This is a genomic window from Mesorhizobium sp. RCAM 05099 (genome assembly GCF_059683685.1).
In genome coordinates this window covers 142201-163788 of record NZ_JCASJC010000002.1, presented here as the reverse complement: position 1 = coordinate 163788, position 21588 = coordinate 142201, and the positions used below count along the sequence as shown (strand labels likewise).

Annotated in this window: 21 protein-coding genes and 3 pseudogenes; 20 read left to right on the top strand and 4 right to left on the bottom strand. The window is 61.6% G+C overall.

Annotation, left to right across the window (positions count from 1 at the left end):
- Nucleotides 1–191: 191 nt before the first annotated feature.
- The 3 genes from AC56QQ_RS35560 (at nt 192) to AC56QQ_RS35550 (ending at nt 2909) form a co-directional block, all read left to right on the top strand.
- Entirely contained in the window at nt 192–644 is a 453-nt protein-coding gene (locus tag AC56QQ_RS35560; RefSeq protein ID WP_489863782.1) for a pyridoxamine 5'-phosphate oxidase family protein, read from the top strand.
- A gap of 576 nt (nt 645–1220) precedes the next feature.
- On the top strand, nt 1221–2054 hold the full coding sequence (locus AC56QQ_RS35555) for an SDR family NAD(P)-dependent oxidoreductase (RefSeq protein WP_489863783.1): 834 nt from the start codon (nt 1221–1223) through the stop codon (nt 2052–2054).
- Between the two features lie 123 nt (nt 2055–2177).
- Nucleotides 2178–2909 carry an SDR family NAD(P)-dependent oxidoreductase gene (locus AC56QQ_RS35550; RefSeq protein ID WP_489863784.1) on the top strand — a complete coding sequence of 244 codons (732 nt, stop codon included), beginning with the start codon at nt 2178–2180 and terminating at the stop codon, nt 2907–2909.
- Between the two features lie 177 nt (nt 2910–3086).
- On the opposite strand, the gene AC56QQ_RS35545 is transcribed toward AC56QQ_RS35550, so the two are convergent.
- Entirely contained in the window at nt 3087–3743 is a 657-nt protein-coding gene (locus AC56QQ_RS35545) for a peptidase dimerization domain-containing protein (RefSeq protein ID WP_497109063.1), read from the bottom strand.
- A gap of 50 nt (nt 3744–3793) precedes the next feature.
- Between AC56QQ_RS35545 and AC56QQ_RS35540 the strand changes: the two genes are divergently transcribed.
- The 4 genes and pseudogenes from AC56QQ_RS35540 to AC56QQ_RS35525 all read left to right on the top strand — a co-directional run.
- Complete coding sequence (locus AC56QQ_RS35540) at nt 3794–4333, top strand: ATP-dependent DNA ligase (RefSeq protein ID WP_497129673.1); 540 nt, start codon at nt 3794–3796, stop codon at nt 4331–4333.
- Nucleotides 4334–4628: 295 nt separating this feature from the next.
- Nucleotides 4629–4910 (top strand): hypothetical protein, encoded by a 282-nt coding sequence (locus AC56QQ_RS35535; protein ID WP_489863785.1) that lies wholly within the window; start codon nt 4629–4631, stop codon nt 4908–4910.
- A 572-nt stretch (nt 4911–5482) separates the two neighbouring features.
- A pseudogene (locus AC56QQ_RS35530) lies at nt 5483–5629 on the top strand (ArdC-like ssDNA-binding domain-containing protein); the annotation flags it as partial.
- Nucleotides 5625–5723 (top strand): annotated as a pseudogene (locus tag AC56QQ_RS35525) (DUF736 family protein); the annotation flags it as partial. The pseudogenes AC56QQ_RS35530 and AC56QQ_RS35525, both read left to right, overlap by 5 nt.
- 43 nt (nt 5724–5766) lie before the next feature.
- Here AC56QQ_RS35525 and AC56QQ_RS35520 read toward each other — a convergent pair.
- Nucleotides 5767–6042, bottom strand: a complete 276-nt coding sequence (locus AC56QQ_RS35520) for a helix-turn-helix transcriptional regulator (protein ID WP_489863786.1) — start codon at nt 6040–6042, stop codon at nt 5767–5769.
- 280 nt (nt 6043–6322) lie between these two features.
- On the opposite strand from AC56QQ_RS35520, the gene AC56QQ_RS35515 reads away from it, so the two are divergent.
- The 3 genes from AC56QQ_RS35515 (at nt 6323) to AC56QQ_RS35505 (ending at nt 7712) form a co-directional block, all read left to right on the top strand.
- The gene (locus AC56QQ_RS35515) at nt 6323–6832 is read left to right on the top strand and encodes a Y4oE-related protein (protein ID WP_489863787.1); all 510 of its coding nucleotides are present in this window, start codon (nt 6323–6325) and stop codon (nt 6830–6832) included.
- A gap of 123 nt (nt 6833–6955) precedes the next feature.
- Entirely contained in the window at nt 6956–7156 is a 201-nt protein-coding gene (locus AC56QQ_RS35510) for a transcriptional regulator domain-containing protein (RefSeq protein ID WP_497129399.1), read from the top strand.
- Between the two features lie 244 nt (nt 7157–7400).
- Nucleotides 7401–7712, top strand: a complete 312-nt coding sequence (locus tag AC56QQ_RS35505) for a DUF2285 domain-containing protein (RefSeq protein ID WP_489863921.1) — start codon at nt 7401–7403, stop codon at nt 7710–7712.
- A gap of 249 nt (nt 7713–7961) precedes the next feature.
- Here AC56QQ_RS35505 and AC56QQ_RS35500 read toward each other — a convergent pair whose 3' ends face one another.
- Entirely contained in the window at nt 7962–8921 is a 960-nt protein-coding gene (locus tag AC56QQ_RS35500) for a LysR family transcriptional regulator (RefSeq protein ID WP_497129671.1), read from the bottom strand.
- A gap of 429 nt (nt 8922–9350) precedes the next feature.
- On the opposite strand from AC56QQ_RS35500, the gene AC56QQ_RS35495 reads away from it, so the two are divergent.
- The 10 genes and pseudogenes from AC56QQ_RS35495 (at nt 9351) to AC56QQ_RS35450 (ending at nt 20242) form a co-directional block, all read left to right on the top strand.
- Nucleotides 9351–10280 (top strand): pirin family protein, encoded by a 930-nt coding sequence (locus AC56QQ_RS35495; protein ID WP_497129397.1) that lies wholly within the window; start codon nt 9351–9353, stop codon nt 10278–10280.
- 384 nt (nt 10281–10664) lie between these two features.
- On the top strand, nt 10665–11300 hold the full coding sequence (locus AC56QQ_RS35490) for an isochorismatase family protein (RefSeq protein WP_497129669.1): 636 nt from the start codon (nt 10665–10667) through the stop codon (nt 11298–11300).
- 628 nt (nt 11301–11928) lie between these two features.
- Entirely contained in the window at nt 11929–12255 is a 327-nt protein-coding gene (locus AC56QQ_RS35485) for a DUF736 domain-containing protein (protein ID WP_113190782.1), read from the top strand.
- Nucleotides 12256–12559: 304 nt separating this feature from the next.
- Nucleotides 12560–12841 (top strand): helix-turn-helix transcriptional regulator, encoded by a 282-nt coding sequence (locus tag AC56QQ_RS35480; RefSeq protein ID WP_489863790.1) that lies wholly within the window; start codon nt 12560–12562, stop codon nt 12839–12841.
- Nucleotides 12842–12858: 17 nt separating this feature from the next.
- Nucleotides 12859–13398, top strand: a pseudogene (locus AC56QQ_RS35475) (replication initiator protein A); the annotation flags it as partial.
- Nucleotides 13396–13680, top strand: coding sequence for a TrbG/VirB9 family P-type conjugative transfer protein (locus tag AC56QQ_RS35470; protein WP_497129667.1), 285 nt, complete (start codon nt 13396–13398; stop codon nt 13678–13680). The pseudogene AC56QQ_RS35475 and the gene AC56QQ_RS35470, both read left to right, overlap by 3 nt.
- Entirely contained in the window at nt 13677–14834 is a 1158-nt protein-coding gene (locus AC56QQ_RS35465; RefSeq protein WP_497129395.1) for a TraB/TrbI/VirB10 family type IV secretion system protein, read from the top strand. The genes AC56QQ_RS35470 and AC56QQ_RS35465 overlap by 4 nt, the downstream gene beginning before the upstream one ends.
- A gap of 2 nt (nt 14835–14836) precedes the next feature.
- Nucleotides 14837–15061, top strand: a complete 225-nt coding sequence (locus AC56QQ_RS35460) for a DUF2274 domain-containing protein (protein WP_489863817.1) — start codon at nt 14837–14839, stop codon at nt 15059–15061.
- A gap of 454 nt (nt 15062–15515) precedes the next feature.
- Nucleotides 15516–16775 carry a metallophosphoesterase family protein gene (locus AC56QQ_RS35455; protein WP_497129665.1) on the top strand — a complete coding sequence of 420 codons (1260 nt, stop codon included), beginning with the start codon at nt 15516–15518 and terminating at the stop codon, nt 16773–16775.
- Complete coding sequence (locus AC56QQ_RS35450; RefSeq protein WP_497129393.1) at nt 16772–20242, top strand: ATP-binding protein; 3471 nt, start codon at nt 16772–16774, stop codon at nt 20240–20242. The genes AC56QQ_RS35455 and AC56QQ_RS35450 overlap by 4 nt, the downstream gene beginning before the upstream one ends.
- 154 nt (nt 20243–20396) lie before the next feature.
- Here the strand turns inward: AC56QQ_RS35450 and AC56QQ_RS35445 are convergent, their stop codons facing one another.
- Nucleotides 20397–21314 (bottom strand): NADP-dependent oxidoreductase, encoded by a 918-nt coding sequence (locus tag AC56QQ_RS35445; protein WP_497129391.1) that lies wholly within the window; start codon nt 21312–21314, stop codon nt 20397–20399.
- Nucleotides 21315–21588: the final 274 nt, after the last annotated feature.

Sequence of the window (21588 nt, the reverse complement as noted above, 5' to 3'; positions counted from 1 at the left end):
CAGCCAGCATCGTAATGGCGAACAGAGCCGAATGTCCCCTCTGGCGGTCAATGTCGATGGTCGATGTCCGCTCGTGGCGCTACTTGCTGGTTCCCCATCAGGGCGCGTTAACTGGCCATCGCCTTGATGTGCATCAATGTCACACGATCCGTGGCCCCTACGATCGTCTGCAATGACGTTGGAGACGCCCGATGAACGAAGAGGTCAAGAACAAGGTTCTGACATTGTTGGACCAGCACCGGATCATGACAATCGCTACGCTGAGGCCGGACGGCTGGCCGCAAGCGACGACCGTCGGCTACGTGAACGAAGGCCTTAACATCTATTTTCTCTGCGGTCTGGAAAGCCAGAAGGCAATGAATTTGGCGCGAGATGATCGCGTGTCATTGACCATCGATCACGATACGCCACAGGTGATGGAAATCACTGGACTTTCCATGGCGGCGCGCGCGCAGGTGGTGGCCGACCGGGCCGAAGCAGAAAAGGTCCTGCGGATGCTGCCGCTGAAGTATCCGGAGCAAGCCTCCATGCCAGGTCCGATGCCGACTCCGGACCAGGTCCGAATATTCCGCGTGACGCCGACGGTCATATCCGTGCTCGACTACTCCAAGGGTTTTGGCCACACCGATCTCGTCACCTGCTGAGTGCGATCCTCCGCAGGACAAGCCTTGGGGCGGGGTGGCTGTGATGCCCAGAAAAGAAGGAGTGGGTTGGCCGAGTCGTATTTCCCACCCGAGTTCCCCTCGCAGGTTCATCCTGAATCCGGCGCGACAAATGCTTCGAACATGTGTCCTCACCGGCCATGTCTAGCATCGTCCTGCTACCAGGGCGCTGAACCTACACCTCGGGAGGATAAAGCAAGTGATGGTATTGTGTTCGTCGTGGTCGCCGGATGCGCCTCGCTACGATCCCGTTGGCAGTTACCTCAGAGACGAAGACGGCCTCGACATGGTGAGGCGCTGTCCATGTCGCTCGTCTTCGGCGGGCGAACGTTCCAACAGGCGTTTGCGGTGCAACCTAATCAGGTGAGAAAGCGGCAGAGAATCGGCGATGTTGTCGAAAGTACGCTGACGTTCTAGGGCATTCTGGATAGGCCACTGGCAATGTTGGCGAGAAGGACATCTGTGTCGAAAAATCGGCTCCGCGACGGCTAGAGTATGCGAAAAATTCTAAACTATCAGACTGGGCAGCGTAATGATCTCATCAGGAGAGCGGGCGAGATGCGTTTTGAAGACAAGGTCGTGATCGTCACCGGGGGAAATTCCGGTATTGGACGTGGGATAGCGCGGTACTTCGCCAAAGAGGGCGCGAGACTTGCCCTTGTCGGTCGCGACGGTGCCAAAGGTTTGGAGGTAGAAGCGGAGATCGCGTCTGCGGGCGGTAGCGCAACTTTCTTCCAATGTGATTTGGCAAGCGAAGCGGCAGTGGAAGAATTGGTGAGCAAGGTTGCCCAATGGGGCAGACTGGATGTCGTGATCAACAATGCCGGGGTGGGCTCCCGCCGGTCGGGCATTGAGGCCAATGAACCGCCCGGCCTGCGCTGGTCGAAGTTGCGGGGTCCTAATCTCGATTCGACGTACTTCGTCTCTTCTTACGCGCTCCCCGCAATGCGCGACTGCGGCGGCGGTGCGATCGTAAACATCTCATCGACAGCTACACTGCATGGAAACTGGGGACTATACGGCGTTGCGAAGGCGGGGGTAGAGGCGCTCACGCGTTCGTTGGCGGTTGAAGGTGCACCATTCGGAATCCGGGCGAATTGTGTCAGCCCCGGTTGGATCTCTACAACTTTGGATGAAAGCGAACCTGCGTTAAGCTCGGATAGTTCGGGCGAATGGGAGACTGCGCCAGGGGTCTTCAATCGCATGGGGACCCCAGACGAGATTGCCGCGGCGGTGGCCTTCCTCGCAAGTGCTGAAGCGTCCTTCATTACTGGTCAGACGCTTGTGGTCGATGGCGGATTGTCGATCCTCGATTACACTTCCATGGCCCTGCTCAAGACGCGTGGCGCCGCGTTATTCTCGGGAAAGCTGGCAGACACGTCGGCCAATTAGGCCTGACAGCTTCAATTGAACCTTGCCACGATCGAAAACGAGCATGCCCCGACCGGCCGAGAGTGATCGGCTCCAATCGCGGCAACAACCGAAACGGGAGCTGAAGTGACGCGATCGAGAGCATTGATCACCGGCGCAGGTGCAAAAGATGGAATTGGCTTTGCCTGTGCCAGGCTCCTGGCCGAGGCTGGTTTCGCAGTTGCACTATCCGCAACCACGGATCGCGTGCTCGACCGTGCGAACGAACTGAATGCCGCAGGTCACACTGCAAGTGGCCACATAGGCGATCTAACCCTGACCGAGGACGTCGATCGCCTTTTGTCCGAACTCGGGAGGGTCAATGTTCTTGTCAACAATGCCGGGATGGGCACAAGAGCGAAGCCCGCCCTTGAAAAGCGCCTCACAGAAATTGCCAATGATGAATGGGATCATGAACTCGCGGTGAGCCTCAAGACCGCTTTCTTGGTCACCAGGGCCTTCCTTCCAGCAATGCTATCGGCAGGATATGGGCGCATCGTAAATGTGGCTTCGGTGACTGGGCCGTACGTATCGAGTCCCGGTTCTTCCGCATACTCTGCGGCCAAGGCTGGCATGGTGGGATTGACCCATGCGCTGGCACTCGAGGTGGCCTCGAATGGGGTTACGGTCAACGCGGTCGCTCCCGGCTGGATTCAAACTGGTGCGTCGACACCCTCCGAGTTGTCAGCGGCCCTGAACACACCATGTGGACGTGCCGGTCGCCCAGAAGAGGTTGGAGCGGCAGTCGTTTTCCTTGCATCGCCTGCCGCCAGCTATATCAACGGTGCGGTCCTCGTTGTCGACGGCGGGAACATTCTGCAGGAACGGAAATCGTGAAGCCTGTTGATGGCGCTGAGCATTGATCGCCTGACGTCATGCCGACCCTCGGCCAGCGGAGGCAACGCCGCCGCGGCTGGCAGCGTACTTGCATCTCCATTGCGAGGAGAGCGCCCGAGGAAAAGGAAACGGCGAGGGGCCTGACCGTGGCGCGACCTTTCGCACGCCGGTCGACCTCTACAGACGTGGCGTCTGCGCAGAAGCCTGCTTTTCAGTCGAAAGCGCGGCCGCGATCAAGCCGCTCAACAAGAGGGTGCCGCCCGCAAGCACTGTTTCGTCGAAGTCGAAATGTGGCGTGTGATGGCCGTCCGCTATGTCAGCGCCTAGAACAAAGATACCGGCAATCCCGCCTCGATCGGCAACAGCTGAGGCGAGAAGAGTTGCGTCCTCGCTCGCTCCGAAGGAGTGGGCGTCCAGGACGTTCGCAAAAGCGCCAAGTTTGCTGTTTGCCGATTTGGCCCAGTCGACGATCGTCGGTGGGTTGCGCCAATCCGATGCTTCGCCCCGAAGCTCGATACCTGTCGTGACTTCGTAAGCGCCGGCGCTCGCCTCAATCATTCGCCGGCATCGCATATCAAGCAATTGTAGCGCCGGCATCGCGGCGGCGCGGATCTCAAATTCCAGAACCGCTTCGTCCGGCACGACGTTCAGGGTCGCGCCTGCATGCAATGTTCCTACATTGACCCTAACGCCGGGTTCGCCCGACTGAGCGAGGCTGTGTAGCCCGAGGGCGGCCTGACACGCAGCGAGCAGCGCGTTTCGGCCTTGCTCCGGTGATTTCCCGGCGTGTGCGGCCAATCCAGAAAACCTGACCGTGAACTTCCGCGTCGCCAGGAACTCACCGACGTCGAGCGCAAGGCTGCCCGACGGAACTCCCAGGCCAGCTGCGCCAGGCGATCACGCGCCGGCAGCATGATCTCTATTTCGTTGCCTTCGACCTGCTTTACCTCAATGGCCACGATCTGCGCGACACGACGCTGGAAGAGCGGCGTGAAATCCTGGCCGGCATGATCGAGCCCGGCGGGCGCATCCAGTTCAGCGAGCCGATGCCGGGCGAAGCCAATGCGATCTATCATCTGCTCGACCAGGCCGGACTTGAGGGCATGGTATCAAAGCGCCGCGACAGCAAGTATCGCAGCGGCCCGTCGACGAACTGGCTGAAGACGAAATGCTACGCCATCGACGAATACGATCTGCTTGGCGTGGAGCGCGAGGCCGGCAAGCCTGCGTTCGCGCTCATGGCCGACAGGGAAACCGGCAAGTATGTCGGCTCGGCCTTCATCAATTCCAGCCGCGCGATCCGTGAGCGCCTGTGGAAGCGTGTCCAGGAGCACGCAGGGCCGGGCGCCCATGGGGATGAAACGGCCGGCGACCCACTGGGTCAGGCCCGGACTGATCGGCCGCGTCAAACACTTGCGCGGTGAGGAAGATTTGCGGCACGCTTCGCTGCAAGATTTCCGAGAGGAATGAGCAGACGAGGTAGCGATTTTATCTACGATTGGATATCGGGCCATTTACCTGACGAGCCGATCTCTGACCCCCCGCGCTGCTGATCATTGAAATGGCTGTGTGGATGCGAAACGGGCGGCTGAGGCCCACGGCATTCCGGGCTACAAATTCGTAATGCAGGGATTGCGCTAATGGAGCGCTGGGAACCGAGTTCGGTAATCGACGTTTTTTCCGAAGGTCATGCTGAATGACCCAACGACGGAGGAAACCATGAACACCAAGATGCTCACAATGGGCGCGATGGCGCTTGCGATGATGACCGGTTCGGCTCTTGCCGCTGGCAACACATCTGCACTCGACGATCCGGCAAAGATGTCACCGTTCTTCACCGATGCCGGCATGAAAACTTTGAAGACGGAAAAGGATTTCAAGGCCGCATGGACGTCTATGAAACCCGATGAGCAGAAAGCGGTGTTGAAAGATTGCGGCGATACCACGCTCAATAAGTCGCACGCAGATTTCTGCGCCATGGCAAAGAAGATGGGCGGCTAATCCAGGCCGGACGTCGAAGGCGGGCCCCGGGTCCGCCTTCGAATAACTGCGGCTCGGGCTGTAAAGGCTTCCCGGCGCGCATCATGGCGCGCTGGATCGCCAGCTGCGCTTCCGTCTTGGCGTTTTCTTTCTGGAAATGGCGAAAGCCGGCAAGCGTATGCAGGGCGGTCATTTCGTGAATATCGGCCGGTGAGGGTTAGCTGTGGCCCGGATCGACCACATGCGTCATGCGGGGGGATGGCTTCCTGCTCCGCGGTCACGTTAGCGAGCAAAGTTTCATATGGCGCCCTTCGCCGGGGGCGGTCGGTCCCGCATCCCGCCTCACGGCGGCGCTATGCTGATGCTCCTTCGGCCGCCCTGTTGAACCGGTCTCAGGGCCACGAACCTGCTCCAGCACCGAACTGACTTATTCCCGCTGACTGACATTTCGGTGCTTCCGCCTTGTACGCCCTTTTTTCACATGGTCGGGAGAGCAGGAGCTCTCCCGACGGAGAGTCAGAGGAGGGGCGGGTTTTTCGCGACGGGTTAAAAGCGGAAGGAGAGGCCTTCGGCGCCCGTCGCGGAGAACCGCAATGTCTGTCCGGACCAATCGAACTCATCCTGTCGCCGGCCGGTCGAACCTCTACGACGAGATCACTGGCAAGATAATTGCCGAGCTGGAAGCGGGTCGTTTTCCTTGGGCTCAGCCATGGGGGACGTCCGCGACAAAAGCGTCGCTTCACCGCTCCGATCTACGCCAACCTCTTCGCCGACGAGGAAGGCGAGGGCCACAGTCTCATCTGGTCCCGCCCCAGCCGCCGCAACGGCGAGTAAATCGAAATCCTCTCGCCTGGCAATCGCGCCAGGCGAGAGTGCTCTAGGTCTGATCAGACCTTCGCGCAAATCGCAGGCCCGCACCGCCGCCATTTTCCGCAAGGAATTCTATTCCCGCTGCCTCAAACGCACGGCGGATCGCAGCAAGATTGTTTCGGTGCGGAATACGAATACTCCTCTCGAAGTCTACTATCGTAGTCCTGGAAACAGCGGCTGCCTCGGCTAGGTCGCCCTGACTCCATCCGAGCATGGCTCGTGCAGCACGACACTGCTGAACAGAGATCGCATCACTCTCAATATCGTTCTTTTTGGTTGACATAGGTCAAAAAAGCCGCTTTTAGTATGCCACCCTACGGAAGTCATTGATGAGGTCTGGCGAAATAGCCTCGCTCGGCCCCACTACGCGACGACGTTGATAGCTCAGAATCTTCATTGATTCTGACGATAGCTACCAATTGACCTTTCGTCACGGGTGAGAACGGGAGGCGCCGGTGAGTGGAGATAAGGCAGCTTCACAATCCCCACCAATTGGCGACAACCAGCCGTCGGCCGATCCAGCACTTCTCCTGTCCCTTGCCTGGATTGACGCTCACGTTGCGATGCTGGCCTCGTGCGTCCGGCAGCAGCAGGCTGAGGAGGGGGTCCTGGAGTGCGGCGCGCTCATGCCTGTAGGCGAAGTGATTGGGCGCGGGGAGGGGGTTGGCGCCGACCGCGACTGTCCTGATTTCCTAAAGGAAGGGCAGGATGGCGCTGAAAAGGCGGACGCCTTGCTGGCTGAGATTGCCGCGACGCCTGCTCAGTCCCTGGCGGGCGTGGTCGCCAAGCTCGCGGTCATCCTTCGGGAGGCGACTGACAACACCGACCTTTGCGAATTTCCGCTGCCGCACATCCGCTCGGCCTTGGCCGATCTGCGGCGCCTCACGCATGAAGCGATAAGCGATCAGCCTCCCGGCTGGCCCGCAGGCGATCAGCCGATCGGCTCGCTGTTCGAGCAGCCTGCATCATCGTTCGCTGCCTGGCGCGCCTTCAGCGCATGGAGCCAGGGCAATGATGAGGCCTATCGCGCCTGGACGGACACATTCAAGACACTGCAAGGCGCAAGCCAGTAGACATCACAAAAGCTCGGCCTGATCGTTCGTCGCCGGGATATCTCCTCGTCCATTCGTCAATGACGGAATCCAAGGATTTCGCTCAACGCCGCATCCCCCTATCAAATCCTTGAGAAGGGAAGGATGCGGATGAAGGCGGATACATCGCAGTGGCGTGACCCACAGGCATATGCGTTCGTCAAAGGGGCCGCCGCCGATGCGATTGCCTGGGAGTTCCTGCGACGCAATCCTCAGTATCAGCAGGACTTCGCGTCCTCTCGCTCGGCCAAGGCGATGCACGCATTGCGCAAGCGCTGGGGTTTGCAGTTTCGCCGCCAGGCCTGACCAAACTGCATTCGAGCAGCCCGTCTATTGGGCGCCTCAGATCGACCCTGGGGTCGTGAACCTAGTCGAGGTTCCGCCGAATCTGCGAGTGCGGGAGGGTCGCGCCCTCCACGTTTCACTGGCCGCTGGCCAGCGTGACGAAGTGGGCCATCACGTGCGCTCCGCGCCGGACGGCACGCAACTGGCGCTTCTCGCAGACGCGCAGCCAGGCGAACCGCTGGCTGCCATCATTCCACTCGACGACATGGCGTACGACAGGCTCCAGGCGATCGAACGGTTCATTCGCTCGATCCATAGGCAGCACGTTCCGGACGCTCGCTTGACTGCCGCCCAGCGCCGACGCCTTGGCCTCATGCTGCGATGCCTGGATGGCCGCGACCAGCAGGCATCCCATTTTGAAGTCGCGACCGCTTTGTTCGGTCGGCGGCTGGTCAGCGCCGCCGGCTGGCAGGACTCGCCTTTTCGCTACCAGACGCATCGCCTCGTGCGCGACGGACTGAAGATGGTCGAGCGCGACTACCGCCAATTGTTGCGCGCGCGAAGGCGCCATCTCTGACGAGTGCCGCCGCGTTGCCCACTTCTTGTGCTGTCTCCAAGCCGACACCTACTCTCAATCGTGAAGCAAATGGCGGCTTTGTGCCCAATTTCGGCCCTTTAGGATGGCGATGCGTTCTCCGAAAGCGGTTGTTCGGCTTCAGTCTTGTTCGGTGTCGACGACACAATGGTGCGCGAGAGACTCGACCATCGCTCGGAAACACTACGCCCTGCGTCGCCTGCAGACCGATCACATTGATCTGTATCAGAATCACCGCCCGGGGCCGGACATGGACATCGAGAAGACCTTGTCCATAGGCCATTTGCCCCGCATTTCATTTGAACACTGTTTAAGGCGCTCGATCATCCAACGGCCCGCGGGTCCCGGAGGTGAGGCGATTGGGTAGATGGCCGATATCGGCAGCTCAAGTCCGCCCCGTGGTATATCTTGGATCGAAAGTTCAACAAGCCGCCCCTCGGCGATCTCCTTCTCGACGGTATGGAGCGGCATGCCACCCCAACCCAGCCCGCTGATGAGAAAGGCGTGCTTGGCAAACAGGTCAGCCAACCGCCAGGTTGAAGGCGATATGACTCCGATCTCCCTCCCGGCCGAGAGATCGGATCGATCTGTCAGCACCAGTTGAACGTGTCGCGCCAGCTCATCCCGTGGAATGAGGCCACCATACGCCGCGAGCGGATGGTCTGCAGCCGCGACCATGACAAAGTCAACGCTGGTGACACGCTCAGCCACAAGGCCAGAGGGCAGTACTGGCAAAGATCCAACAATGCCGAAGCTCGCGCGACCATCCAAGACGGGTTGCACCGCGCCGCCGAGGGCCTCGACAAGTAGCCGCAAAGGTGTGGCGGGGAATTGTCCGCGAAACTCGTGAGCGACCTCGGCAATCGCGGAGATCGGAAAGAAGACGTCGATCACCGCAGCCAGCTCCGCCTCCAGCCCGCCCGACATTCCCTTCGCGCGTGCCTTCATGCCATCTACGCCGGAAACGACAGCCCGAGCGTCGGCAAGAAGGACACCACCTTCGGTCGTCAGCCGCGGATATCGAGCGCTGCGGTCGAAAAGCGTGACACCAAGCTGCGTCTCCAAGTTGGCCATCGCTTCGCTGACGGCGGACTGGGTTCGCCTGAGGCGTCGGGCCGCAGCAGAGAAGCTTCCTTCGTCAGCCGCAGCAACAAAGGTCCGCAACTGGTCGAGAGATACACCATCAAGCACGTTGGGCCTTTCTATCGAATTTACCGATGGATTTCCTAAAAACATGCAGGCTGCTCCTATTTATGCAAGCGCCCACTGACACGTCAACGCTCGCCGATACAATCGTTGGCGGCAAGGCGCGCCGGCAAAACTGCGTGTCGACCACGGATGCTTCGATGATTTAAAGCCATCGGCCGTGCCGATGGATAGCATCGTAACATACCGGCTTTCCCGACACCTACGCACGTGGCATTTACGATCCTTAGACGCGATCAAGAAATTCTACCGAACCCCGAGCCTAACCGATGGGTGGCGCAACACATCCGCCCCTGAAAGCCATGCAGGATGTGATGACGGGACCTCAACGTCCTTCTTGAGATGAAAACTGCGCTGTTGGAGCGTGGTCTCTGCGCGACAGCGCCAAATTGGAACTCTGCAATGGAGGCGGCAATGACTGTTACGAGTGCCCTGCCAGACTCGGCAGTGGAACATTTGATCGTTCCGCCTGTTCGCGATCTGGGCGATGGGTTCAAGGTTCGCCGTGCGCTCCCATCCGCACAGCGCCGCACGGTTGGTCCCTTCATTTTCCTCGATCATTTCGGACCAGTGGTGTTTCGAGAAGGGGCTGGCCTGAATGTCCGCCCCCATCCCCATATCGGTCTGTCGACCCTCACCTATCTCCTCGAAGGCGAAATGGTTCATCGAGACAGCATCGGGAGCGTTGAGACGGTCCGTCCCGGTGACGTGAACTGGATGACAGCGGGCAGCGGCATCGTCCACTCCGAGCGCTCACCCGCGAAGTTGCAGGCTCAAGGTGGAACGATGTTCGGCCAGCAAATCTGGGTCGCCTTGCCCAAGGCGCTCGAAGAAATGCAGCCGGGTTTCTCCAATCACGCCAACGGCACTCTGCCTAGGCTCCAGGCCGAGGGAGCCTCGCTCACCGTAGTTGCGGGCAGTGCGTTCGGAGAACGCTCGCCGGTGCCGGTCTATTCGGACCTGATGTATGTCGACGCCCTGCTCAAGCCTGGCGCGCGGTTGCAAGTGCCCACGGAGCATATTGAGCGGGCGGTGTTTATCGTCTCTGGCGAGATCGAAATCGCCGGCCAGACAGGAACTTTCGGCGAAGCGCAGTTTGTCGTCTTCAAGCCTGGCGCGGAGATCATCGTGAGCACACGCGGCGGAGCGCATCTGATGCTAGTCGGCGGCGAACCTTTTCCCGAGCAGCGTCACATCTACTGGAACTTCGTTTCGAGCTCCAAGGACCGGATCGAGCAGGCCAAGGACGACTGGCGGCAGGGCCGCTTCCCCGAAGTCGCTGGCGAAACGGAGTTCATCCCGTTGCCGCCAGAGCCGCCGCGGGTCGAGTCTGCCGGCTCATGACCTGGCAAGTAGGCACTATGGAAATCGCTATCGACAAGTTTCGCCGCAATTTTCTCTGGCATGCCTCGGGTAGAGCGCCGCAGCGCGGTGGACATCCAGAATGCATTCCGGGCGGCCAAGGTGGTCATGGCGGTGTCTGATACTGGATCAGTCCACTGTCATTGGCGAGAAACGGCTTGAGTTGGCAGTCATGGTCGAGCGCGCGCCTCTTCAGCTTGATGGAACTCATTTAAAAATATCAATCGATCGGAGAAGTAAATGAAGCGCAGAGAGATACTTATTGCCGGCGCTGCAGCCGGCGCAGCGACATTGCTGACGACGCCGACGACAGCGGTAGCCGCCGCCGCAGGCAGCATATCCAGTTCCAAAACCAAAGGAAATGACATGACATCCAACAAGTGGATGATTGACCCGAACGATGCTGTATTGCTGCTGATAGATCATCAGAGCGGCTTGTTCCAGTTGGTCCGTGATATGGAGTACAGGGAACTCCGTAACAACGTAACTGCTCTTGCGAAGGTAGCGAAGATCGCGAAGATCCCGACAGTTGTCACGGCATCAGTTCCCGAAGGTGCTAATGGTCCGACCATTCCCGATATCCTTCTGAGCAACCCCGATGCGGTGTACGTTCCGCGCAGCGGCCCGATCAACGCGTGGGATCACCGCCCCTTTGTCGAAGCCATCGAGAAAACCAAGCGGAAGACACTGCTAATCGCAGGCACACTCACCAGCATTTGCATGGTGTTTCCTGCACTGAAAGCCCTCGAGGCTGGATACAAAGTGTTCTGCATCGTGGATGCATCGGGCAATTGGTCGAAGATGGCGACCGACATATCCATTGCCCGGGTCACGCAGGCGGGCGCGATGCCGATTGACACATTCGCGGCGATTACAGAGGTGATGCACACTTGGGATCGCCCAGACGCGATGGATTTCGCCAAGGTCTTTGTCGACCACGTCGAACCCGCATATGGGGCGTTGTTTGAAAGCTATTACGCGGCACAGAAGGCCGCGAAATAGGTCTAGGCAAAAAACTGGAATTGGGCCACCTGGCGACAGGTGGTCCCTCACTATTCACCTTGGAAATTGCCGAAAAACTGGACGGCAGGTTTCCAGCGCTCAGCAATTCAACCTGAATGACGGCAACGGAGCCGCAAGCCGTCGTTGAAATCATCCTGTATTCAACGGCAGCTATTCGATCCTCGGCGCCAGGAGCAGACCGTCCGTTGTCGGCCCCAAACAGGACCTTCGTAGTGTGGGGTCGTGCACTTGGAACCGGATGGGCAGGGGCTTTGATGCGGGTCAAGCCATTGTAGGCTGACATCTTGGCGAACCAGTCCGCATCGGCTCTGGGTCCACCGATGCCGCCATTGCCTCCCCTTCATTTCGCGAGCGCACCAACGACCTCTCGAACGGGCTGATCTGGCCGAAGGACGGCTGAAGCCTCGACCGCCTATGCCGCAATGGCGCGGCGCGCGTTTCTTCCCCTGAGCAAAGCCCATTCCTCGCGGAACCAAGAAACGCGCGCCTGCGCCATCCTCCGCTTTGCTGCGGCCGCAAGCGATGCGGCGGCGGTCGCCTCCGGCCCCGCGATCGCCATCGAGGTCGCATGGTGCGGGCTCGGAAACGAAGAAAACGGAGACTGAAAATGGCTACCATCGGCACTTTCAAGAAGACCAATGCGAACGAGTTCACCGGCGAGATTGTCACCCTCAGCGTCCAGGCCAAGGGCGTACGCATCGTCCCCGACACCCGGGCCAGCGGCGAGAACGCTCCAAGCCACCGCGTGGTTGTCGGCAAGGCCGAGATCGGCGCCGCCTGGTCCAAGCGCTCCAACGAGGGCCGCGACTATCTCGGGCTCAAGCTGGACGATCCGAGCTTCACCGCTCCGATCTACGCCAACCTCTTCGCCGACGAGGAAGGCGAGGGCCACAGCCTCATCTGGTCCCGCCCCAACCGCCGCAACGGCGAGTGAACTGGCCAACGCCTCGCCCGGTATCGGGCGAGGCGTCTTCTGCCGGTGACCGCGGAAGCTTTTCGCGCCGCGGGCTGCCATCACCGGGCTTCCTGTCATCAGATGCGTTGCTTGATGCGCGATGGCGTGAAGATGGTTGAGCGCGGCTACCACCAATTGATGTGCGCGCGACGCCGCCACTCCTGAAAGCCTCTTGGCGGTGCGAAATAGCGGCCCGCAATTGCGCACCTGACCACGGTGCCCTTGCTCCGCCATCCTGGCCATGGATCGCCGTTCAATCGCGACGGCCGCAAGGAGACATCCCATGAATGCCGACGCCGCGCCATTGCCGCCGCGCTACCTGCGCACTTCGGAAGCAGCGCATTTCCTCAGTCTTTCTGCGCGTACGCTCGAGAAACACCGCACCTACGGCACCGGGCCTGCCTATCGAAAACTCGGCGGCCGCGTCGTCTACGCCGTCGACGACCTCCAGGCCTGGGTCCAGCGCGGCGCGATGACGTCGACATCCGATCCGCATGGCTCGGTGATGCCAGCCAAGCCTCAAGCCGCTCGCCTGATCGCCTATGCCGGGCGCGAGAGGCGCTGACCCGGCTGATCTCCCCTATGTCTGGACGCACACGCCAACCGTCGGAACGCGGACAGCTTGATCTGTTCCACGCGCTGCCCGGTGTTGTCGCGCCACGCGATGCGCAGGACCTCATGGCCTATCCCTTCTTTTCCCTTGCCAAATCCAGGCGCATCGCGCCGATCGATTTCCGCGCCGGCGATGTGGCGATCCGCGTCGAGGCGGTGCCAGACCACGGCATGGCGACGATCTGGGATGCCGATATCCTGATCTGGGCCGCGAGCCAGATCGTCAACGCGCGGGATGCCGGATTGCGCACGTCGCGCCTGATGGCCGCGACGCCCTATGAAATGCTCACCTTCGTCGGCCGCGGTGTCTCGAAGCGAGACTATTTGCGCCTCAAGGCGGCGCTCGATCGCCTGCAGTCGACAAGCGTCGTCACCTCCATTCGCCAGCCCGCCGAAGGCCGGCGCCATCGCTTCTCGTGGATCAATGAATGGCAGGAGCGCTTCGATCTAAACGGGCGCCCGCTCGGCGTCGAATTGATTTTGCCCGATTGGTTCTACAGCGCCGTCATGGTCGAGTTTCCAGGCGGGATCGTGCAAGGCGAGATGCCGCCCATCTTCGTCATCGGCCCAGACGGCGAGGCCGAGATCGCCAACAGCCGCGTCTACCAGAACACCCTGATCGTCGACCGTCTCTTTGGCGCGGCGGAATTGCGGCTTGGCAGTGGCAAGCGGCAACAGACCGTCAGGATCGTGCGCACCGATGCCACGAGGAGAGGTCTGTGGATGTCAGGCACCAACGCGGCGCCGAATGCAAAGAACACATTTCCTCAAAGGGGAGGGGAGCACTCATGAACGAGAACGAAATCGCTGCCGCCCCGATGAAGCTTCGCGCCGATCCGCCGCGCGTCACGCGCCTGTCGCGCAAGGTGATCGCCGGCATCGGCTTGTGTGCATCGCTTGGCGTCGGCGGCGCGCTGATCTACGCGCTTCAGACGAGTGAAACCGGCAGGCATGGCGACGAGCTCTACTCGACGTCCAACAGGCAGCCCGCCGACGGACTGGCCAGTCTGCCGCGCGACTATACCGGGCCTGTACTTGGACCGCCGCTGCCTGGCGATCTTGGCCGGCCGATGCTTGATGCCCAAAACAAGGGACAGCCCGTCGTGCCGTCAACGATCGCGACACCCATGGTCGATGAGGCGGAACAGCGCCGGCGGGCCGAAGAGGAGGCGGCCCGAACCTCGCGTGTCTTCTTCCAGACAGGGCAGTCAACCGCGGCGATGGCCGAAACCCCGCCCGGAGGAACTGCCCCGCCGAACCTTGGCGGCCCCGACCTTGCCGGTCAGATCGGCCAGTCGACCACGCAAGACCGCCAGCTCGGCTTTCTGAATGCGGCCGCTGATCGGCGCACCGTGGCGCCGGATCGCGTCACGCCGCCGGCGTCGCCCTATGTGCTTCAGGCAGGGGCTGTCATTCCGGCAGCACTCATTACCGGCATCCGGTCCGATCTGCCTGGCCAGATCACGGCCCAGGTCACCGAAAATGTCTATGACAGTCCCACGGGTCGCTCGCTGCTGATCCCGCAGGGCACGCGGGTCATTGGCCAGTATGACAACGGGGTCGGCTTCGGCCAGCGGCGCGTTCTGCTCGTCTGGAGCAGGCTGGTCTTTCCCAGCGGCCGTTCTATTGTTCTTGAACGCCAGCCCGGCACTGACGCCCAAGGCTATGCCGGCCTTGAGGACGGCGTCGACTACCATTGGGCCGAGCTGTTCAAGGCGGCCGCACTCACCACCATCCTCAGCGTTGGCGCGGAGGCCGGCTCGTCCGGTCAGGAAAGTGACATCGTGCGCGCGTTGCGCGACGGCGCCTCCGACAGCCTCAGCCAGGTGGGCCAGCAGATCGTCCAGCGCCAACTCAACATCGCCCCGACACTGACGATACGGCCGGGCGTCAATGTGCGTGTCGTCGTTACGCGCGATCTCGTGCTCGAACCCTACGGAGGCTGAATATGGCCAAGCTGAAACTCGGTCCGATTGCAGACGACAAGCCGGTTAAGGTCACAGTGGAACTACCGGCGCCGCTGCACCGCGATCTGTCCAGATATGCTGAGATCCTTGGCCGCGACGCGGGTCAGCCACCCACTGATCCTGTTCGCCTGATTGTGCCGATGCTGGAGCGCTTCATCGCGACGGATCGCGGCTTCGCCAAAGCCAAGCAGGAGCCGAAAGGTTGAGGGCCACCTCGCCGCAAGGCAGAACGAGCAATGCCAAAGGGCAGCACGGTTCACGAAGAGCGGGAGATTTCCCTTGACCGCTACGCGGCTGCGGACATCGTCGGAGCGGAGGCAACGACGATAGTCTCAAGGGAACATGCGGGAGAGGTGTACCGTGACCGGCCACCGCCTGAAACGAGGCCCGCGACCTGGGAAAGGTCCATAGCGAAAGCGTATAGAGCGCATTTGAAAAATGTATTACCTCCAACGTCCTGATTGCCCGATAGTCCTCCCCGGGTTCCACTGAACTCAGCGTGCCCACGGCCCAACGCCCATTGTGTGGCCCGACCTAAGCCTCACGTTTCTCGCTTGCCGGGCTCGCCTGAGGCTCAACAATCACACCAACGCTGCGTCGTGAAATTCTTCTATCGGGCCACGGTCGAACATCGGTATGTTCGCAGCCGGAGACCGCTTAATGGCATTTCGATTCTTACACACGGCAGATATTCATCTCGACTCGCCGCTTCGTTCGCTGGCGCTGCGAAACCCCGATCTTGCCGAACTCGTCGGCGACGCCAGCCGCCAGGCATTTGTCTCGATCGTGGATCTCTGCCTTGCGGAACGTGTCGATGCGCTGGTCATTGCCGGCGATCTCTATGATGGCGATCAGACGTCGATGAAAACGGCGCGGTTCCTGGCGTCACAGATGACACGCCTGCACCACGCCGGCATCAAGGTTTTCAAGATCCGTGGCAATCATGACGCTATGTCGCGGATATCGAAGCAGCTGGTGTTCCCGGACACGGTCACGATCTTCGGTGGGCGTCCTCAGTCCGTGCTGCAGAGCGCCGGCGGACTGGACGTCATGTTCCATGGCTTGAGCTTTGCCAGCCCCAAGGCGCCGGACAGTCTGCTGCCCAAGTACTCAGCCCCGCGCGAAGGCGCGATCAATGTCGGCATCATGCATACCAGCTTGGCCGGATCGCCGGGCCACGACGTCTACGCTCCCTGTAACGTCGCTGACCTGCACAGCCATGGCTTTGCCTACTGGGCGCTCGGGCACATCCATGTCCGCCAGGTCCATCCTGGGGCGAGCACGGTGGTAATGCCGGGAATCCCGCAGGGCAGGGACATCAACGAGGCCGGAGAAAAATCCGTCACCCTGGTGACGATACGCGACGACCGCACCGTCGAGATCGAGGAACGGCTGACCAGTATCGCGCAATTCGAGCGGGTGAACGTCAATCTGTCCGAAACGTTGGAATGGTCCGACGTCGTCGGACGCGTCCGCTCCGCGCTCGAAGATGTGCGCGCCTCCGTCAGGTCCCGTCATGTTGTGGTCCGTCTGGGCCTGACCGGGACATCACCTCTATCCTGGGCGCTGATCCGCGACCGCGACCTGCTGCTCGCAGAAGCCGAGCAGGTCGCGGAGCAGACGGGAGACAGCTGGGTGGAGAAGCTGGAGGTTAGCGTCTCTCCATCCACAGCTGAAACACCCGAGGGCATCGCGGACCCGATTTTCGAACTCGCACAGTCCATGCGCGCCGACGCCAGCTCGGAAGCCTTCCGTGCCGAGGCGAGAGCGCTCGTCCAGAAGATGGTTGCGGACCTGCCTCCTGACGGACGCGACTTCGCCGGCAAGGACGAGGCCGGGCTGGAACTGTTCCTCGACAGGGTGCTTGCCAGCGGAGCTGACCTGGTCACCGCCGGTCTCAAGGCCAGCGGTGCGCCATGAGGCTGCGGCGCCTTGACCTCATTCGCTATGGCAAGTTCACCGACAGGACGATCGACTTCGGGCCAAAACCCACGTCAGGACCCGATCTGCACATCGTCTTCGGCCTGAACGAGGCCGGCAAGTCGACCGCGCTTGCCGGCTATCTCGACCTGCTGTTCGGCATTGAAGAACGCAGCCGCTACAATTTCCTGCACGAGTACAGCGCCATGCGCATCGGCGGCGTGCTCGAACTCGGCGGCACGGAGCACACGTTCACCCGCACCAAGCAGCGCACCAATTCATTGTTGAACGCGACTGGCCAACCGGTCAGCGAAATGGCGATATCAGCACATCTCGCCGGGCTGTCTCGCGACGCATACGAGACCATGTTCTCGTTGGACGACGAGACGCTGGAGGCCGGTGGAAAATCAATCCTGGAGTCGCGCGGCGACCTCGGCAAGCTGCTGTTCACGGCCAGCGCCGGCTTAGGCCATGCGAGCGACACGCTGAGCGCGCTCGAGGCCGAGGCCGACGGGCTTTATCGCAAGCAGGCGCATGGAACCGAACTGGCACTGCTCAAGAAACGCCTTGCGGACCTGAAATCGCGCCGCGATCAGATCGACACCCTGGCATCGACCTATGAGGGACTTGAGGCCGAACGTCTCGACGCCCAGGAAAAGTACAACCGCAGCATCGCCGAACGGTCGGTGCTGTCGGCGAGGCTCGATACCATTGCGAGATATCTGCGCGCGATCCCGATCCTTGCCGATATCCGACGCAAGAAAACCCAGCTAGCCGCGTTGCCTGAGATTGCTTCACCGTCACGGACCTGGACGGGCAGTGTCACCGAGATGATCGATGACGACGCCAGCCTGAGAACGCGGCTGGCTGCAAGCGTCGATGAACTCGACAGAGTTACGACCAAGATCGCCTCGGTCGATGTCGACGAAGTGATCCTCGCGATCTCCGAACGGGTTCGCGGCTTGGCTGACCGCAAGGTGCGCCACGTCTCGGCGGGCCTCGACCTGCCAAGTCGCAGGACGGAGTTGCAGATCCTCGACAATGCCGTGAGGAGCTCCCTTGCCGCCCTGGGACGAGCCTCCGAGGCAGACCCTGCCAAGCTGCTTTTGCCTGCTGCAAACATCGGTGCTGTTCGCACGATGATCGAGCAGCGATCCGGGATCGCGACCGGTCTGCGCGTCGCGCGCGACGAGGCCGCGGCAGCCGTCGATGCGCTCCAGGCGGCACGCGAGCGGGTTGGCGAGGAACGGGCGGTACCAGAGCCTGCCAGGGCGAGGCTCGTCTCAGCTTTGTCGGCGGCCAGGGCCAGTGGGCACCTGAGCGAAATCAAGGCGGCACGCGAGGCCGCGGATGCCGGCGCAATTCGGTGGGAGGCCGCGGTCGGGCGTTTGCATCCCTGGTCGGGAGATGCCGCGACATTGGCCAGGATCGCCATTCCGAATGCCGGACAGCTTGGCGCATGGAAGGCGCTTGCCGCCGAGCTCGGGAAGGGCAGGGCCATCCTTTCCGAACGTCTTGCCGAGTACCAGGGCAATCACGATTTGCTTTCAGCACAGCTGGACGCGCTTCGGGCCTCGGTCGCGGTCACCGACGACGAAGCGGCCGCCGCCATTCGCCGCGCCCGCGACGAGGCCTGGGCACGACATCGCGATGACCTCACTGGCGAAACGGCGGATATTTTCGCAGGAGCGATGGCTCGCGACGATAGTGTTGGGGCAGGCCGCCTGGCCAACGCGCGTGAGCTCGTGGAGATCCGCGCGACAAGCCGCGGCCTCGCTGAAGCCGCGGCAGCCATCGCCCATGCGCGCGACCAACTTGCGCGCAACGGCGCGGAGCGGCAGGCCCTGCTCTGCGACATACGCGCAGCGGCACGAGACTTGCTCGCAGACGGTCTGGACACGTCCCCCGAACGTCTGATCGGACTGATCGAGGAGCGCATTGCTGCCCGGGTCGATGCGCTCGCGGCCTCTGAAGAGATCGAGCTTTCAGGCAAGAAGGCCGAGCGAGCGGTTGATGAGGGAAACCGAATACGCCTGGAGCTGAGCGGGGCGCTGGCGAGCGTCGGCGTCGGTACGGATCCCGGCGACAGTCTGGAGACGGTCATGGCCGTCGCGCAGCTGTTCCTCGACAGGCAGTTCAAGATTGACGCCGAGCGCACCGAGGCGCTCAAGACGGTCGGCACAAGACAGGAGGATCTGGCTGCCGGGCGCCGAGCCGTCGAAGTCGCGGAGCGACGCGAGGACGAGTGGCTGGCCGAAATTGCCAAAGCGCTCAAGGGCACCTGGCTGGAGAGCGGCATATCGGCGCCTGGCATTGGCGGCGTCCTTGATCAATTGGCCGACCTCGACAAAAGTCTTCAAGACAGGGACGCCATGCGGCTGCGCATCGACAAGATGGAGACCGACAGGGACAATTTCCTGGTCGAGGTCAGCGCCGTTGCGGCCGAAGCGGGTGAGGCGGCGACCGACGAAGATCCGGAACAGCTTGCGGTCCGCCTTGCCGAACGCCTTGAGCGTGCCGAACGCTCGCGCGAGGCCAAGGCAAGCCTCGTCAATGACCTGCAGCGCCTGCAGGATGCGCGCGAGATCCTCGATGCTGAAATTTCGGCCCATGAGCGCCGCAAGAGCGACGTCCTAGGCGTCTTTGGTGTGGCCACGCTAGCGGACGTCGTGCAACGCGACGAACTGCTGCGCGACAGGGACCGTCTGCGCACAGCGGTCGCCGAGCTTGAGGAGCAGGTTGCGTCCGAGCTCGCGGTGGAAGGGTTCGAGCAGGCGTGTCCGATTTTGGATGCTCTCGATCTGAATAGCCTTGCAATCGAGAAGGCTGAAGCCGAGCAACGGCTTCGCGCTTCTGACGAGGCGATACAGCAACAGCTCATTCGGCAAACGCGCGCGACCGACAAGCTGGACGCCATTGGCGGCGACAGCGCTGTTGCCCGTATCGATGCCGAACGGCGCACCGTCCTGCTGGACATCGAAGACAGGGCCGTTCGCTACATCGAACTGAAACTGGGTATCATGGCTGCCGGCAACGCTCTGCGCGTGTACCGCGAGCGTCATCGCTCCGCAATGATGGGGCGGGCATCCGACGCTTTCGCGCTGATGACGCGCGGCCAGTATTCGGGCTTGACAACCCAACCGGTCAAAGGCGGTGAAGTGCTCATTGCATTGCAGCGCGACGGCCAGTCCAAGGTTGCCGACGCGCTGTCTAAGGGGGCGCGTTTTCAGCTTTACCTGGCGCTCAGGCTTGCCGGATATTACGAGTTCGCACAGTTCAGGCCCTCCGTGCCATTCATCGCCGACGACATCATGGAGACCTTCGACCATGTCCGGTCAGAGGAGGTTTTCCGGTTGTTCGGTGAGATGGCGAGTGCCGGTCAGGTGATCTACCTCACGCATCATCAGCACCTGTGCGAGATCGCCAAGGCGGTTGTGCCGGGCGTGACAATCCACGAGCTCGGATGAGACCGAAGCCGGCTCGTGTCTGCCTGGCATGTGTCGGCGGCGCCCTCGGCGGATTGATGGCTGCGCTCAAGGGCAATCATCTCGCCGGCCCTATGCCGGTCGTACTTGCCTCGAAGTATGGCCGGTCGCCCCTACACCGATAGGCGCTTGTCGCTCACGAACGAACGCGGATGACCGTCTTCCCAGTGTGTCGCTCGCTCGCGTTGAAGGTTGCAACGGCCTCGTTAAGGGCCGAAACTTTGCCGATGTTCGTCCGCAGTCGCCCGTCCCGCACCCGCTGGACGATCTCACTCAGTTGGGCGCGATCGGACTCGACAACGAAGTCAACCGCCAGGCCGTCTGCGGGCCGCGCCTCGGCCGGGCCGACGACGGTCACCAGCGTTCCTCCGGCCCGGATCAGAGCTGCGGACCGCTTCTGGATGTCCCCGCCGATGACATCGAACACCAGATCGACGCCACCGACGTCTTCCAGGGCGTCGTTCTCAAGGTCGATGAATTCATTTGCGCCGAAATCCAGCGCCTTCTGAAGGTCGGCGGCGCGCCCCGTGCCGATGACATAGGCACCGGCCTCACGTGCGAGTTGCGCCACCATCGAACCGACCGCGCCGGCTGCGCCATGTGCAAGGACGCTCTGTCCCGCCTGAAGACGGCCGTGCTGGAAGAGTCCCTGCCACGCGGTCAGACCCGAGATTGGCAGGCTCGCGCCCACGGTGAAGTCGACGTCGCCTGGCAGCGGCGCGAGGTTGCGTGCTTCCATGGCAATATACTCCGCCAGTGTGCCATCGCGATACCAATCCGCGAGACCGAACACCCGCTGTCCCACTGAAAGACCCGTGGTGCCGTACCCCAGGGCAATGACCACTCCGGCCAACTCGTGTCCAGGGATCGATGGCGTACGCGCCTGGTCGCGGCGGTCGGTCCAGGTCGAAGGCCACTCCAACTCGGTCGGGACGAAGCCCGACGCATGAACCTGAACGACGACGTCGTTTATCGCTGCCTGCGGCTCGGGCCGCTCGGCCGGCTTCATCCCGGCCGTCCCGGCGGCCTGGTCTGTCACTACGATTGCTTTCATCGGAATTGTCTCCTCGGTCATTTGTCACGTCGCCGGTAGATATGTCCGGCTCTGGTCATGAAACAGGACCAGGAATGGCGGGAATGATGGTACCATTGCGGCATGGCCACTGTGCCATCCATCTCGACCGCGCCGCAAGGACGCCGGCCGTAGGATTGCGGCCGAGTGCAGGCTAGTCGGCTGGCGCTCCCACACCGCACCGCGGATCCATTGGCATCACGGCCCCAATGGAAGCGCCCCGGGAGCGACTGCCTCGTACCAAATCGAAGCTTCC

What these genes read in the sequence shown, in the direction of transcription:
- AC56QQ_RS35560 (WP_489863782.1), top strand. Translation starts at nt 192, where the DNA reads ATGAACGAAGAGGTCAAGAACAAGGTTCTGACATTGTTGGACCAGCAC.
- AC56QQ_RS35555 (WP_489863783.1), top strand. Translation starts at nt 1,221, where the DNA reads ATGCGTTTTGAAGACAAGGTCGTGATCGTCACCGGGGGAAATTCCGGT.
- AC56QQ_RS35535 (WP_489863785.1), top strand. Translation starts at nt 4,629, where the DNA reads ATGAACACCAAGATGCTCACAATGGGCGCGATGGCGCTTGCGATGATG.
- AC56QQ_RS35520 (WP_489863786.1), bottom strand. Translation starts at nt 6,042, where the DNA reads ATGTCAACCAAAAAGAACGATATTGAGAGTGATGCGATCTCTGTTCAG.
- AC56QQ_RS35515 (WP_489863787.1), top strand. Translation starts at nt 6,323, where the DNA reads ATGCTGGCCTCGTGCGTCCGGCAGCAGCAGGCTGAGGAGGGGGTCCTG.
- AC56QQ_RS35510 (WP_497129399.1), top strand. Translation starts at nt 6,956, where the DNA reads ATGCGGATGAAGGCGGATACATCGCAGTGGCGTGACCCACAGGCATAT.
- AC56QQ_RS35505 (WP_489863921.1), top strand. Translation starts at nt 7,401, where the DNA reads ATGGCGTACGACAGGCTCCAGGCGATCGAACGGTTCATTCGCTCGATC.
- AC56QQ_RS35495 (WP_497129397.1), top strand. Translation starts at nt 9,351, where the DNA reads ATGACTGTTACGAGTGCCCTGCCAGACTCGGCAGTGGAACATTTGATC.
- AC56QQ_RS35490 (WP_497129669.1), top strand. Translation starts at nt 10,665, where the DNA reads ATGACATCCAACAAGTGGATGATTGACCCGAACGATGCTGTATTGCTG.
- AC56QQ_RS35485 (WP_113190782.1), top strand. Translation starts at nt 11,929, where the DNA reads ATGGCTACCATCGGCACTTTCAAGAAGACCAATGCGAACGAGTTCACC.
- AC56QQ_RS35480 (WP_489863790.1), top strand. Translation starts at nt 12,560, where the DNA reads ATGAATGCCGACGCCGCGCCATTGCCGCCGCGCTACCTGCGCACTTCG.
- AC56QQ_RS35470 (WP_497129667.1), top strand. Translation starts at nt 13,396, where the DNA reads ATGGTCGAGTTTCCAGGCGGGATCGTGCAAGGCGAGATGCCGCCCATC.
- AC56QQ_RS35465 (WP_497129395.1), top strand. Translation starts at nt 13,677, where the DNA reads ATGAACGAGAACGAAATCGCTGCCGCCCCGATGAAGCTTCGCGCCGAT.
- AC56QQ_RS35460 (WP_489863817.1), top strand. Translation starts at nt 14,837, where the DNA reads ATGGCCAAGCTGAAACTCGGTCCGATTGCAGACGACAAGCCGGTTAAG.
- AC56QQ_RS35455 (WP_497129665.1), top strand. Translation starts at nt 15,516, where the DNA reads ATGGCATTTCGATTCTTACACACGGCAGATATTCATCTCGACTCGCCG.
- AC56QQ_RS35450 (WP_497129393.1), top strand. Translation starts at nt 16,772, where the DNA reads ATGAGGCTGCGGCGCCTTGACCTCATTCGCTATGGCAAGTTCACCGAC.
- AC56QQ_RS35445 (WP_497129391.1), bottom strand. Translation starts at nt 21,314, where the DNA reads ATGAAAGCAATCGTAGTGACAGACCAGGCCGCCGGGACGGCCGGGATG.